Annotated in this window: 13 protein-coding genes; 7 read left to right on the forward strand and 6 right to left on the reverse strand. The window is 62.8% G+C overall.

The features are described from left to right. Positions 1-162: 162 nt before the first annotated feature. Positions 163-1,440, forward strand: a complete 1,278-nt coding sequence (locus ACNFH5_RS24685) for an OprD family porin (RefSeq protein ID WP_416750570.1) — start codon at positions 163-165, stop codon at positions 1,438-1,440. 69 nt (positions 1,441-1,509) lie between these two features. Here ACNFH5_RS24685 and ACNFH5_RS24690 read toward each other — a convergent pair whose 3' ends face one another. Both ACNFH5_RS24690 and ACNFH5_RS24695 read right to left on the reverse strand, forming a co-directional pair. Next, the gene (locus ACNFH5_RS24690; RefSeq protein ID WP_416750572.1) at positions 1,510-1,791 is read right to left on the reverse strand and encodes a hypothetical protein; all 282 of its coding nucleotides are present in this window, start codon (positions 1,789-1,791) and stop codon (positions 1,510-1,512) included. A gap of 157 nt (positions 1,792-1,948) precedes the next feature. Then, on the reverse strand, positions 1,949-2,899 hold the full coding sequence (locus ACNFH5_RS24695; RefSeq protein WP_416750574.1) for a phospholipase D family protein: 951 nt from the start codon (positions 2,897-2,899) through the stop codon (positions 1,949-1,951). A gap of 246 nt (positions 2,900-3,145) precedes the next feature. Between ACNFH5_RS24695 and ACNFH5_RS24700 the strand changes: the two genes are divergently transcribed. Beyond that, positions 3,146-4,735 (forward strand): ABC-F family ATPase, encoded by a 1,590-nt coding sequence (locus tag ACNFH5_RS24700; RefSeq protein WP_416750576.1) that lies wholly within the window; start codon positions 3,146-3,148, stop codon positions 4,733-4,735. Positions 4,736-5,151: 416 nt separating this feature from the next. Here ACNFH5_RS24700 and ACNFH5_RS24705 read toward each other — a convergent pair whose 3' ends face one another. After that, positions 5,152-6,165 (reverse strand): alpha/beta hydrolase family protein, encoded by a 1,014-nt coding sequence (locus ACNFH5_RS24705; protein WP_416750578.1) that lies wholly within the window; start codon positions 6,163-6,165, stop codon positions 5,152-5,154. 526 nt (positions 6,166-6,691) lie between these two features. Then, a complete protein-coding gene (locus ACNFH5_RS24710) occupies positions 6,692-7,300 on the reverse strand; it encodes an FMN-dependent NADH-azoreductase (protein ID WP_416750580.1) in 609 nt (202 codons plus the stop codon). A gap of 131 nt (positions 7,301-7,431) precedes the next feature. Between ACNFH5_RS24710 and ACNFH5_RS24715 the strand changes: the two genes are divergently transcribed. After that, on the forward strand, positions 7,432-8,337 hold the full coding sequence (locus ACNFH5_RS24715; protein WP_416750583.1) for a LysR substrate-binding domain-containing protein: 906 nt from the start codon (positions 7,432-7,434) through the stop codon (positions 8,335-8,337). Positions 8,338-8,346: 9 nt separating this feature from the next. Here ACNFH5_RS24715 and ACNFH5_RS24720 read toward each other — a convergent pair whose 3' ends face one another. Continuing rightward, complete coding sequence (locus ACNFH5_RS24720) at positions 8,347-9,057, reverse strand: DUF1294 domain-containing protein (RefSeq protein WP_416750724.1); 711 nt, start codon at positions 9,055-9,057, stop codon at positions 8,347-8,349. Between the two features lie 17 nt (positions 9,058-9,074). Beyond that, a complete protein-coding gene (locus tag ACNFH5_RS24725) occupies positions 9,075-9,905 on the reverse strand; it encodes an undecaprenyl-diphosphate phosphatase (RefSeq protein WP_416750585.1) in 831 nt (276 codons plus the stop codon). Between the two features lie 629 nt (positions 9,906-10,534). Between ACNFH5_RS24725 and ACNFH5_RS24730 the strand changes: the two genes are divergently transcribed. From ACNFH5_RS24730 to ACNFH5_RS24745, 4 genes are all read left to right on the forward strand, one after another. Then, positions 10,535-10,984 (forward strand): hypothetical protein, encoded by a 450-nt coding sequence (locus tag ACNFH5_RS24730; RefSeq protein ID WP_416750588.1) that lies wholly within the window; start codon positions 10,535-10,537, stop codon positions 10,982-10,984. 1 nt (position 10,985) lies between these two features. Then, on the forward strand, positions 10,986-11,564 hold the full coding sequence (locus ACNFH5_RS24735; protein WP_416750589.1) for an adhesin: 579 nt from the start codon (positions 10,986-10,988) through the stop codon (positions 11,562-11,564). 55 nt (positions 11,565-11,619) lie between these two features. Further along, positions 11,620-12,630: a heme utilization protein gene (locus ACNFH5_RS24740; RefSeq protein WP_416750591.1), complete on the forward strand. Its 1,011-nt coding sequence runs from the start codon at positions 11,620-11,622 to the stop codon at positions 12,628-12,630. A gap of 76 nt (positions 12,631-12,706) precedes the next feature. Next, positions 12,707-13,387 (forward strand): C39 family peptidase, encoded by a 681-nt coding sequence (locus ACNFH5_RS24745; RefSeq protein WP_416750592.1) that lies wholly within the window; start codon positions 12,707-12,709, stop codon positions 13,385-13,387. Positions 13,388-13,395 lie beyond the last annotated feature (8 nt).

Here is a 13,395-nt window from a genome sequence, read left to right on the forward strand (position 1 = left end):
AGTTCGAACCTCTGCTATCATCCCGCGGCGCCGGGGCGACCACGCCCCGAATACAACCAAAAGAATATGCCAGCACAGGACTCCACCTACCCCGATCACGCACTTCGGGGCGGAGAGCTTTTTTCTTCTCGTCGCTGGCGCTGCACCATTAAGGAAATCAAGATGCTGAACCACCGGATCAGTCTGCTCGCACTGGGGATCCTCGCGTCGACCGCCGCCATGGCCGAAGACCAGTCCACCGCCAAGGGCTTCCAGGAAGACAGCCACCTGGACCTGTTCTTCCGCAACGCCTACATGAACCGTGACTACAAGCACGGTCGTGACGACAAGGCCGAGTGGGGCCAGGCTGCCACCGCCACCTTCACCTCCGGCTTCACCCAGGGCACCGTCGGCTTCGGCGTTGACGCGTTCGGCATGTACGCCCTGCGCCTGGACGGTGGCCAGGGCAAGAGCGGCGCCGCCGGCATCGACTTCTTCAAGCAGGGCGACAGCGGCGAAGCCGCCAACGACCTGGCCCGCGCCGGTGGTGCAGTGAAAGCTCGCTTCTCCAACACCGTGATCAAGTACGGTGACCAGATGCCGGCCCTGCCGATCCTGAGCTACGACAACTCCCGCCTGCTGCCGGAAAGCTTCACCGGCACCCTGATCACCTCCAAGGAGATCGAAGGCCTGGAGCTGAACGTCGGCCGCTTCACCTCGGAAACCCGCAAGAGCGCCGAAGGGCGTGACAGCGGCGGCCTGAAGCGCATCGACGTGTTCGGCGGCAGCTACAAGTTCACCGACAACTTCAGTGGCTCGCTGTACGGCTACGAGAGCGAAGACGTCGCTCGCAAGCAGTACATGAACCTGAACTACGTCATCCCGGTGGCCGACAAGCAGTCCCTGACCCTGGACTTCAACGGCTACCGTACCCGCGTCAACGAAGACTTCGCTTCCGACAACGGCATCGACGGCACCAAGAACACCATCTGGAGCCTGTCGGCCGCCTACAACATCGGCGCACACACCTTCATGGTCGCGCACCAGCGCAACAACGGCGATTCCGGCTACAACTACGGCTGGTACCAGAACCAGGGCGGCCTGGGCGACGGCGGCACCACCATCTGGCTGGCCAACTCCTACTGGTCGGACTTCAACGGTGAGGACGAGCGCTCCTGGCAGGGCAGCTACAGCCTGGACTTCTCCGAGTACGGCGTTCCCGGCCTGAGCTACACCGTGGCCTACGTCTACGGCGACAACATCAAGACCGCCGAGACCAGCAACGGCAAAGAGCGCGAAATCTTCAACCAGCTGAAGTACGTCGTACCGAGCGGCCCGGCCAAGGACCTGTCGGTCAAGCTGCGCGGTTCCTGGCTGCGCGTGTCCAACGACGCTCGCTCCTACAACGACGACGGCAACGAAGTGCGCGTCTTCGTCGAGTACCCGGTCAACATCTTCTGATGATCTGATCAGGCTCGAAATAGAACGCCCCGTGGCAGTGATGCCACGGGGCGTTTTTCATTGCGGGGGCTATTCGACGGTGCGCCGCCTGGACAGCCACGGCATCGGTGGCAGCGCCATGCGCAGGATGTGGAAGCACAGCAGCAGGATCAGAGCACCAGCCACGAAGGACCCGAGGCGCTGGGCCGGTTCGAGCGTGTCATTGAGTACATTGAGAAACAGCATCGCGCTGCCGCCCAGCATACAGGCGAGCAGGAATACCGAGAGGATGTAGATCTTCAGCGTCAACAGCCGCCAATGCCAGCGCATACGGCGGCGAACGGGGACTTCATCGGGGGGAAGTTGCGGCATGATCCTTTGCCTCCTGACAGGTTTCTGACGGGCTCACGCAACAGCGGCATGCGACGTCGAGATACTGGCAGGATGCTAGCCATCCGCAGGAGATATGCCAAGGCGCGCAACGCGGGACCGACCGGTCGCAGGAGGCGCGCCGATGAACGGTTGCCGCTTAGCGCACCACGCTATTGATGTCGTGGCGATTGAGCGAAGTCCGCATTTCCTCGTACCACTCCGGAATCACGTCCTTCAGACGCTCCTTGGCGTCCTCCAGCTTGAACGGCTGGGTGTAGCGCTTCTTGCGGTAGGAGTAGATGTAGTAGGTGCCGTCGCGGTAAAGGATGCGGTCGAAGGTATAGAAGCCGATATGCGTGCCGTTGCAGCGCGCGGTCAGCACCATGTCGCCCTCTTCGTAGGGCAGCACGCCTTCGGCGCACTCATAGGTGAAGAACTCGCGTACATCGTCCCAATCCACACCATCGCTGCTGGCGTGCAGGAAGGCCTCGGCCTTCTCTTCGGAATCATCGGAGTGGTCGCTGTACCAGATGAACAGCGGGATGCTCTGGTTGGTCTCGTCGCCCAGCCAGCTCTCGCCGTCCAGATACTGCGCGCTACGCGCCAGGCTGGCCTGCACGCGGCGGTGGCTCTGGCGGTATTCCTCGAGTTTTTCGTCGAAGGCTGGCGAGTCCTCGCCCAGCACGACACCTTCCATGCCCTTGATCTCGCTGACGCGCGCCAGGTAATCGGCATATAGCGCAGCATCCTGAATAACGGTGCAGGTGTCGCGGGTCAGGCTCAGGCCGATCTCGGTGAAGTTGGCGCTGCCGAGGATCACCACGTCCGGTTCGATCAGGATCAGCTTCCAGTGCACGCTGTTCTGCGCGCGGAAGTCCACGTGCAGAGTGACGCTGGTGCCGGCATCGCGGACGCAGTAGTCGATGAAGTCCGGCGAGGTGAAGGAATTGATGCTGCCCACCAGCAGATCCAGGCGATTGCCCTTCTCCACCAGGGTTTCGATCAGTGACTCGGTTTCACTGGCGGAGGCCGAGACGACGGTGATCAGCTTGCCACTGACCTGCTCCAGGTACTGCTTGAGCGAATGTTGAGCGTTTAGGATTTTCATACAGCCCCCACCAGAATTCTGAACACCGAATTCTGATGCAGGACAATGGGGGGTTTCAACTGTCTGATTTCGCCATACGCCCGCATAACGGGCGCTGCAGCGGCAATACATGCAGCCGGGTCCCGGCTGTGGCATAATGAGCGGCTTTGCCAGGCTCCTGTCGGTCTCGTTCGACAGCTATGCCTTCCTCGCCCGCCCGCGCCGTCTGCGCCCGGCGCGCACCATGTCCAGCCAAGGGTCAGTCAGTTGATTTCCACCGCCAATATCACCATGCAGTTTGGCGCCAAGCCGCTGTTCGAAAACGTTTCCGTCAAATTCGGCAACGGCAACCGCTATGGCCTGATCGGCGCCAACGGTTGCGGCAAGTCCACCTTCATGAAGATTCTTGGCGGTGAGCTGGAGCCTTCCGGCGGCCAGGTGATGCTGGAAAACGGCGTGCGCCTGGGCAAGCTGCGCCAGGACCAGTTCGCCTACGAAGATTTCACCGTGATCGACACCGTTATCATGGGCCACGAGGAGCTGTGGAAGGTCAAGGCTGAGCGCGATCGCATCTATTCCCTGCCGGAGATGAGCGAAGAAGACGGCATGGCCGTTGCCGAGCTGGAAGTCCAGTTCGCCGAGTTCGACGGCTACACCGCCGAATCCCGTGCCGGCGAACTGCTGCTGGGCCTGGGCATTCCGCTGGACCAGCACTTCGGCCCGATGAGCGCCGTCGCTCCGGGCTGGAAGCTGCGTGTGCTGCTGGCCCAGGCGCTGTTCTCCGACCCGGACCTGCTGCTGCTCGACGAGCCGACCAACCACCTGGACATCAACACCATCCGCTGGCTGGAAAACATCATCACGGCGCGTAACAGCACCATGATCATCATTTCCCACGACCGTCACTTCCTCAACAGCGTCTGCACCCACATGGCGGACCTGGACTACGGCGAGCTGCGCCTGTTCCCGGGCAACTACGACGAGTACATGACCGCCGCCGAGCAGGCCCGCGAGCGTCTGCTGTCGGACAACGCCAAGAAGAAGGCCCAGATCGCCGAGCTGCAGACTTTCGTCAGCCGCTTCTCGGCCAACGCCTCCAAGGCCAAGCAGGCCACCAGCCGCGCGCGCCAGATCGACAAGATCCAGCTCGAAGAGGTCAAGCCGTCCAGCCGCGTCAGCCCGTTCATCCGCTTCGAGCAGCACAAGAAGCTGCACCGCCAGGCGGTGACCCTGGAGAAAGTCAGCCAGGGCTTCGACGGCACCTCGCTGTTCAAGAACCTGAGCATGCAGGTCGAAGCCGGGGAGCGCATCGCGATCATCGGCCCGAACGGTATCGGCAAGACCACCCTGCTGCGCACCCTGGTCGGTGAAATGGCGCCGACCGCCGGCGAAGTGAAGTGGACCGACAGCGCGGACGTGGGCTACTTCGCCCAGGACCACGCCGAGGACTTCGAGGACGACTACAACCTGTTCGACTGGATGGCCCAGTGGACCCAGGGCGGCGAGCAGCTGGTGCGTGGCACCCTCGGCCGCATGCTGTTCTCCAACGACGACATCAAGAAGTCGGTGAAAGTGATCTCCGGTGGCGAACAGGGCCGCATGCTGTTCGGCAAGCTGATTCTCAAGCGCCCCAACGTGCTGGTGATGGACGAGCCGACCAACCACCTGGACATGGAGTCCATCGAGTCGCTCAACCTGGCGCTGGAAAACTATCCGGGCACCCTGATCTTCGTCAGCCATGACCGCGAGTTCGTTTCCTCCCTGGCCACACGCATCATCGAGCTGTCGGAAAACGGCGTGACCGACTTCAGCGGCACCTACGATGACTACCTGCGCAGCCAGGGCGTGATCGTCTGATCATCTCGCCGTTGCGATAAAAAAAGCCCCGCCTTGTGCGGGGCTTTTTCTTTGCTGTCTGTAGGAGCGAGCTTGCTCGCGAACCACGTTCCGATATTGTTCGGGGCGGCCGGATAGCAATCGCGGACGGCGTCCGCTCCTACAGGCGAATCCGGCGCTCGGGGCGGCCCTCGCCCCAACCCTCTGACGGTGTGGCCAGGATGAAAACCACAGCACCAGCCGGCACGATCTGCTCCCTCTCCCTTAGGGGAGGGTTGGAGTGAGGGGAAAGACAGGCGCAGATGTCCCCCAGAGAAGGCCGTGGCTCCTACGCACGCCGGTGCCTGCGTGCTCAACCGCAGGAGCGGACTCTGTCCGCGATATTTCGGGCGCGCAGGGGGAGTCGGTTCGCGAGCAAGCTAGCTCCTACGGGAGCATCAGCGGCCCGCGGTGTGCATCGTTGCGCTGCCCAGGCTGACGTCGAAGAACTCCGCTGCCGAGGAGGCCAGATCGCGGTGGATGGCCTGGCGGTCCAGCCCCTGGGTGTCGGTGCACAGGTCCGGCGTGGCTTCCTTCTCCTCCTCCGAGCAGGGCGACATGAAGACGAAGTGCCCTGCCCCATCCAGTACGCGCAGGTCCGCCTGTTGCGGCAGCTTGCGCGCCAGGGCGGCGGCATTCTTCTTCCAGTCCAGGATATGGTCCTCGTTGCCGGTGTAGAGCAGCACCGGTACCTGCACGTCTTCCAGTTCATGGGCGCCGTACATGAGGCTCAACGGAGCCAGCAAGAGCAAAGCGCCGACGCGCGGGTCGGCCATGGGTACCAGGTCATTGCGGTCGGCGCGTACCTGGCCCTTCTCGCTGCAAGCGTCACGATCGTCCGGGCGCTGCTGGCAGTATTTGATCAGGCGCTCCAGGCGCGGCTGGGCGCCGGCCAGGATCAGCGCGGTTTCACCGCCGGCGGAATAGCCGATCACCCCGACCTTTCGCGGGTCGACGATAGCCGCGACCTTGGAATCGAGCAGTGCGGCACTGATGGTTTCCGAGACCTGCAGCGGTCGCCCGTAGAGATTGCTCACCGCGCCGAGACGGCTGTGGTCATGGAGGTTATCGCCGGGGTGCAGCAGGGTCACCACCACGAAGCCCTTACGCACCAGCGCCTCGATCAGGTCACGGTGGGCCAGGGGGGTACCGTAGTTGCCGTGGGACATTACCAGCAGCGGGAAGCGACCATTGGCGGTCTGCCCCTCGTAGGCGACATCAAGGATGAAGTTTCCCAGGTGCAAGGGCTGTTCGCTGGCCCGCGTCGGATAGAAGGCGATGGCCTTCATCGGCTGCTGATCAAGCGGATCGCTGACCTGCAGGCGATGGAAACCCACGTTCCAGCCGGGCGAAGCCCAGCCGGCGGTACTGAAAGTAACGAGCAGGAAAAGCCAGAACAGGCGTCTCGCCATGGTGCAGACCGTCCCGATACGTATCCAGATCAGGCGCCACGGGATTCCCCCCCCGCACAAGTTACGGGCTTCGGGCGCCGCCCAGGAGATTCCCTGCATAGTACGCGCCAGACCGGCACCCTCGACATGGGCAGACGAGCGGACCAAGGAGCGACAGAGTCCGATTCGCCGATGAGACCCGCTGCCAGGCACCCTTCTGTAGGAGCAACTGTCTTCTTCCCGGCAGGTTTTTGCCTACGTTCCCCCTCACCCCAGCCCTATCCCAGAGGGAGAGGGAGCAGATTGTGCCGGCTGACGCCGAGGTTTCATCCTGCACCGAATGGTCCCCTCTCCCCCTGGGAGACGGTTAGGGAGAGGGCCAACCCGAGCGCAGAACTTTCACGTAGGAGCGAGCTTGCTCGCGAACCACCCGAGCATCGGAGCCTGAGACTGTTCGCGAGCAAAATCGCTCCTACAAGAGCCGAGCCGGCGGGAGCGGAAATGAAAAAGCCCCGCGATGGCGGGGCTTTTCTCAGAGCAGGTTGGCTCAGGCAGCGGCGAACTGGCTGGCGATGCTCGCTTGGGCGCCGGCGATGGCGTTGCGGCGCGGCTCGTCACCGTAGGCCAGGCCTTCGGCACGGACGACCTCGATGTCGGTGATGCCAAGGAAGTTCAGCACCAGCTCCAGGTAGTTCTCGTGAGCAACACCGGTGGGTTGGCCAGCGTGGATGCCGCCAGCAGTGGAAACGATGACCACTTTCTTACCGCCTGCCAGGCCCTCCGGGCCGTTCTCGGTGTAGCGGAAGGTCTTGCCGGCCACCGCAATGCGATCGATCCAGGCCTTCAACTGGCTGGGGATGGAGAAGTTGTACATCGGCGCGCCGATGACAATGGCGTCGGCGCCGAGGAATTCCTCGATGCTCTTCTCGCCCAGGGCGGCTTCATGCTTCTGCGCTGCATCGCGCAGCTCGGCCGGGGTACCGGCGGCTACCAGGCTGGCGGAGGACAGGTGGCTGATGGCGTCAGCGGCGAGATCGCGATAGGTGACTTCGACGCCCGGCTCGGCGGCGGCCCAGGCAGCGACCAGTTCGGCGCTCAGTTGGCGGGAAGCGGAGTTGTCGCCGAGGATGCTCGAATCGATGTGCAGCAGTTTCATGTGTGTTCTCCAGGAAAGGTGCCAGGTGGGTTGGCGGAGGAATTCGTCGTTGGAGGCAAGACTACGCATGTAGCCAATCTTCGATAAGTCGGCAAAAATGCAATGATTCGTCTCACCAGCAGGACAATCCCATGCAGGACCTCAATGACCTCTTCTATTTCGCCAAGGTGGTGGAAGCCGGCGGATTCGCCGCCGCCGGACGCCTGCTGGGGCTGCCGAAGTCCCGGCTATCGAGGCGCGTAGCAGAACTGGAAGCACGCCTGAATGTGCGCCTGCTGCAGCGCACCACCCGCAAACTGGCACTCACCGACCTGGGCGAGCGCTATTACCGGCACTGCCAGGCGATGCTGGTGGAAGCTGAGATGGCAGACGAAGTGGCCGCTCAACTGAGCGCGGAACCGCGCGGGCGGGTGCGCTTGTCGTGCCCGGTGGCGTTGGCGGAAACCTCGCTCAACGAAATGCTCCCAGGATTTCTGGCTGCCTATCCGCAGGTGAACCTGGAGCTGATGCTGACCAACCGCCGCGTCGACCTGCTCAACGAGAGCATCGATGTCGCATTGCGTGTGCGGGCGCCGGGGGACGAGGACCTGTCATTGATCTCGCGACGTCTGCGTCGGGCCAAGACTGCCCTGGTGGCTGCCCCCGCGTTGCTCAAGGGCGTCAAGCTACGCGCACCGGAAGACCTGGCCGCCCTGCCCGTCCTCGGCGCCATCGACAACGACCGTCGCGTGCACATGAAACTGAGCGGCCCGCAGGGTGAGGTGAAGGAAGTGGCGCTGGAGGCGCGGCTGGCGGTGGAGGATTTCAACCTGCGCAAGAACGTGGCGCTGGCGGGACTGGGGGTCACCCTGCTGCCGCTGCACTACTGCACCGAGGAGTTGGAGGACGGTCGCCTGGTGCGCGTGCTGCCCGCCTGGAGCGAGCCGGAGGCCTACCTGCAGGCGGTATACCCGCACAGGCGCGGCATTCTCCCGGCGGTACGGGCGTTGCTCGACTACCTGGAGGAAGGCTTCTCCAAGGATGATTGGCCGGTCTGACGACTGCGCTTACGCAGAATTCGCAACCAGCCCCATCAGCGCGCCGATCCAACCCAGCAGGCGGCCACCGCTGAGCCAGTCGATCCAGAACAGCTGGTGCAGCAGGACGATGGCCCAGAACACCAGCTGGAACGACAGCTTGCGGGTCTTGTGTCGAAACACCTGCTGGGCGAGGAAGGCTCCGGGCCAGCCGCCGAGCAGCTCCAGCAGGTGCAGGCTCTGTTCGGGGGTGCGCCAGTCATTGCGTTCGGCGCTGCGCTTGTCGCGCCAGTAGGCGAGGAAAGCCAGTGCGCTGAAGGCGGGATAGAGCAGCAGGAACCAGACGAAATAGCCTTCCTTCAGCCAGAGTACCGAGCCGATGATCGGCAGAACCAGGAGCGCCGCGAGAATCGCCAGCGCCTTGCCCGGCGATCGCGCCGGAGCGCTCGGGAAAGCTACTTCGCGACCGCTGCGGACCCGCTCGCGGGTCGCCGCTGGAGCGGGTTTACGGCGAATAGCCGGGGTATCGATGGCCAGCCCGGCAAGGCGGGCATGATCGGCGCGGGGGCGACCATCCTTCCCGGTGCCCTCGACATAGCAGACCTGATCGCCCGCTTCCGGGCGGCGGTCGCCGCGGAAGTCGGAGATATGCAGGAAGACTTCCTTGCCGCCGGCCTGGGGACGGATGAAGCCGAAGCCCTTGTCGTCGTCCCAGCGGCTGATGGTGCCGTTCTTTTCCACGTTCACTCGCTATCGGATCAGGGTCTGGCGCTGCTCCAGTCGATCAGGGCGAACTGCCAGGTCGCCAGGATCAGCAGGCCGAACACGATACGGTACCAGGCGAAAGCCGCATAGCTGTGGTTGGCGATGAACTTGAGCAGGCCGCGCACGGCGATCATGGCGAAGATGAACGAGGTGACGAAGCCGACGGCGAATACCGGCAGGTCCGAGGGCTGGAAGATGTCGCGGTACTTGTAGCCTGAGTAGACCGCAGCACCGACCATGGTGGGCATGGCGAGGAAGAAGGAGAACTCGGTGGCCGCCTTGCGCGACAGGCCGAACAGCAGGCCGCCGATGATGGTGGCGCCGGAGCGCGAAGTGCCCGGGATCAGCGCCAGGCACTGGCAGCAGCCGACTTTCAGGGCTTGCTTCCAGCTCATGTCGTCTACGGTTTCGGCCTGGATCACATGCTGGCGCTTCTCCGCCCAGAGCATGATCACGCCACCTACCACCAGGGCCACGGCCACGGTGATCGGGTTGAACAGGTAGTGGTGGATATAGTCCGCGAAGGCCACTCCCAGCACCACGGCCGGGAAGAAGGCGATCAGCAGATTGACGGTGAAACGCTGCGCCTTGGGTTGGGTGGGCAGGCCGCAGACGATGTCGAGAATCTTGCGGCGGAACTCCCAGACCACCGCCAGGATGGCAGCCAACTGGATGATGATATTGAAGGCTTCGGCACGTTCGCCGCCGAAGCCGATGAGGTCCGCCACGATGATCTGGTGACCGGTGCTGGAGATCGGCAGGAACTCGGTGAGCCCCTCGACCACGCCAAGGATGAAGGCCTGAAAGGCACTCCACAGATCCATACTACTTTCCCCCGCGAGGCACGCTGGCTCGCACACTTCTAATGATTTTGTCCCGCTGCCTGCTCCTGGCGCATGAGCGCCGCAGCGGCGTCGGCATGCTAATGCATTGGCCGCCTGGCGCTACGAAATTCACAAAAATTTCTCTTGTACAGGACCGGCAGTGGAGGCGTTGGCACTTCGGCAAAAAATGTTCTGCGTTCTGTCACCAGGCAGATGCAGACACCCGCGATCCGGCCGGGTTCGCGCCATCATGCAAAATGCCTAATTCGTTGAAAAGACTGCTGTACTGAAGTACCAGAATCTCCACAAATCACGACATTCTGTTAGCTGCGCGAAACACTCCGATCGCCGCAAACGCTTGCTGCCCATACCTCGGGCCTCCCCGACCAAAGTTGTGTATCGGCGATGCAACAGAACTCGCTTCTTCGGTGATACGAGCCCCGTTCTAGGGCTCGCGCGCGGCTTTCGGACGATCGTTCTGTATCAACGCAGAAACACTGGCTCCAGTGTGGCGCACATGGCCTAAAGCCATGTCATTGATTCTCAATCGCTGATTCAAAGCGGCACGCCCCCTGCTCCTTCTTGGTACCGCTGGTTAGGGCTCAGCGCACCAAGAAGGAATCGCCATCATGGGGAACATCGACTCACGGATAGTCGGCATGCTCGTCACGCTCGCTTGCGGCGCGGCCAGCGTCCCACTGTGCCCGGCGGTTCTCGCCGGTGACGGCACCATAGTCCTGCAACGCGTCGTGCAGCCACGCGTCGCTACAAGACCGACCGACATCCCCGACCCGAACCCGGTCACCGTCAATCCGAACATTTCCGAACAGGTCGTGCGCCAGACCGGCAACGCCGAACTGAGCGACAGCGACTTCGCCAGCGTCACCAGCGGCTCCACTCTTGAGCGTCACATTCTTCCCGGCGGCACGCTGGTGGGCATGGACAACGGCAGCAATCAGAGCCTCAACAATGGCAGCCTCGGCGGCGGCATGGGCGCTGGCGGCGGCATCTCCAACTCGGTGAATCGCACGGTACAGCAAGGCCTCTCGCCCCTGCGCATGCTGACGGGAGATCGCTGAGATGAATGCTCACCTGCTCACCCTGCCATTGCTCTTCTGCACCCTTCCCGCCTTCGCCGCCGACCCTTCGACGGTCAACAACGCCAACATCGACAGCGCCGTCCGCCATTACAACGGCGTGGCGAGCGTGAACCAGGCAGCGGGTGATGAACAGCAACAGGCCAACGGTCGAACCATCGCCATCGGCACCAACGCCCAGGCCACCACCCAATTCAGGCAGACGGTCAACGCCTTCGTCGACCCCAGCCAGGCCGCGTCCGCCAGCATTACCGGCAACGCCTTCACCAACGGTAACGGCGCACTGGGCGTGAACCAGGCCGCCGGGGCTGCCAACCAGCAAGTGAACGCCATGCGGATCAGCGTCAGCGCTGTTGCGCAGAGCGTCGACGACAGCGTGCTTTCCCAGCAGAACGTCGCGCTGCCAGTGAACTCAGGCTCAGCTAACTCCACCACGGGGAACCGGCAGGTCGTCACCAGCGACCAGGCCTTTGCCGGCAGTCGCGGTGTGGTCCAGGTGAGCCAGAGCGCCGGGGTCGGCAATCGCATTGCCAACACCCTGAGCATCCGGGTCGCGGATTGACCCAAGCCAACTCCTATAACACTAAACACGCCAAACAAAGCAAAGGAGATACACCATGAAACCGTCAATGGCTCTGAAGCCGCTGGTGTTCGCTGTCGCAGCGATCATGGCTGTAGCTGTGCAAGCGGATAACCGTAATGGTCATGGAAACGGGCATGGCAATGGCCACGGCAATGGTCACGGTCATGAACAACATCAACCCAAGCCTCCGTACGATCCCTACAAGGACCCACGGATCGAAGCAGGCGCCAGCGCTACGGTGGAAGACACCCAGGAGAGCAGCGACAACACCGTCGTCAACATGGGCACCAAGAACACCGCTACGGTCGACAGCTCGCTGGGGACCGCATCGGGTAACGTGGGCGTCAACGTGGCAGCCGGCGACATGAACCAACAGGCCAACGCCGCCGCCCTGGCCACCGCCGATGAGAAATTCATCTTCGGTACCGCCTATGCGTCCACCGAAGTGACCCAGACCAACGAAGCCAACAAGGCGTTGAACCTCTCCACCACCAACAAGGCTTCGCTGAACAACTCCGGCAGCAACTCCTCCGGGAACATTGGCATCAACATCGCCTCGGGCAACTACAACCAACAGAAAAACGACATGGCAGCCGCCGTGTCCGGTGGTCGTAGTGCCGACTCCTACAGCGGCGCCACCCAGACCTCCACGGGCAACACCGTGGGTAACGTTGCCTTCCTGACTTACGAGAAGGAAACCCTGAAGTCCGAGTTCAAGGCCCATGGCACCTACAAGGGCGCCGGCGTTGGCTACGTCGTGGACGAAGGCGGTCGTGGCGGTAATGACAGTCGCAACAGCGGCGGCCACAAGGAAGACAAGGACCCGCTGTTCTTCGTCGAAGCAGGCACTGTTGATCTGAAAGGCCAGGCCACCTACCAGGTGCTGGTCCCCACCGGCTGGAAAGACCCGGTCAGAAACGACGCCACCATCAGCAACTCGCTCAACAATGTGTCGGGCAACCTCGGCGCGAACGTTGCAGCTGGCGTAGGCAACCAGCAGAGCAACTCGCTGTCCATCGCCGCAGGCTGCAAATCCTGCCTGTAAGCGACACGGCGTAGCACCTGGAGGCTCCGGCGACGGAGCCTCCTTTCTCCTGAGCCGCCCCCCAGGCGTCACGATCATGCGTACGTCCGCCCTGCTTTTGCTCGCCCTCTTCAGCCTCACGACGCAGGCCGCGCAACTCCCCTTCGCCATCCTTCCCGGCGGGTCGATGGCCTACAAACACGTCGAGAGCATCCGCGAGCGCAAGTTCAGCAACCTGGTCCAGCAGAAGACCGACTTCAGCTGCGGCGCCGCCGCGCTGGCGACGATCCTCCGCCAGGCCTACGCGCTGGACGTGGACGAGGAGTTCGTGATCAAGGGGATGCTGGTCCGGGCCGACCCGGACCTGGTGCGCACCCAGGGTTTCTCCATGCTCGACATGAAGACCTACCTGGAAGCCATCGGCATGCGCGCCCGCGGGTACCGAATTCCCGCTGCCTCTCTGGAGAAACTGACGATCCCGGTGATAGTGCTGATGGATATCCGTGGCTACAAACACTTCGTCGTGATGCAGCGTGCCTACAAGGGCTACGTCTACATCGGCGACCCGGTACTGGGCCACAAGCGCTTTACCCAGGAAGATTTTCTCAAAGGCTGGAACGGCATCATCTTTGCCGTCATCGGTCCGGGTTACGAACAGGCCAACGCCTTGATGAACCCGCCCGACCCGTTGACGGCCAGGGACCGAATCAATGCGTTCAGCCCGGTCAAGGACGCGGAGCTCATGGAATTCGGCTTCATCCAGAGCGACTTCCTCTGACCGAACCA

Origin of the sequence: Pseudomonas sp. NY15435 (genome assembly GCF_048068295.1) — a bacterium.
Taxonomy (GTDB): Bacteria; Pseudomonadota; Gammaproteobacteria; order Pseudomonadales; family Pseudomonadaceae; genus Pseudomonas.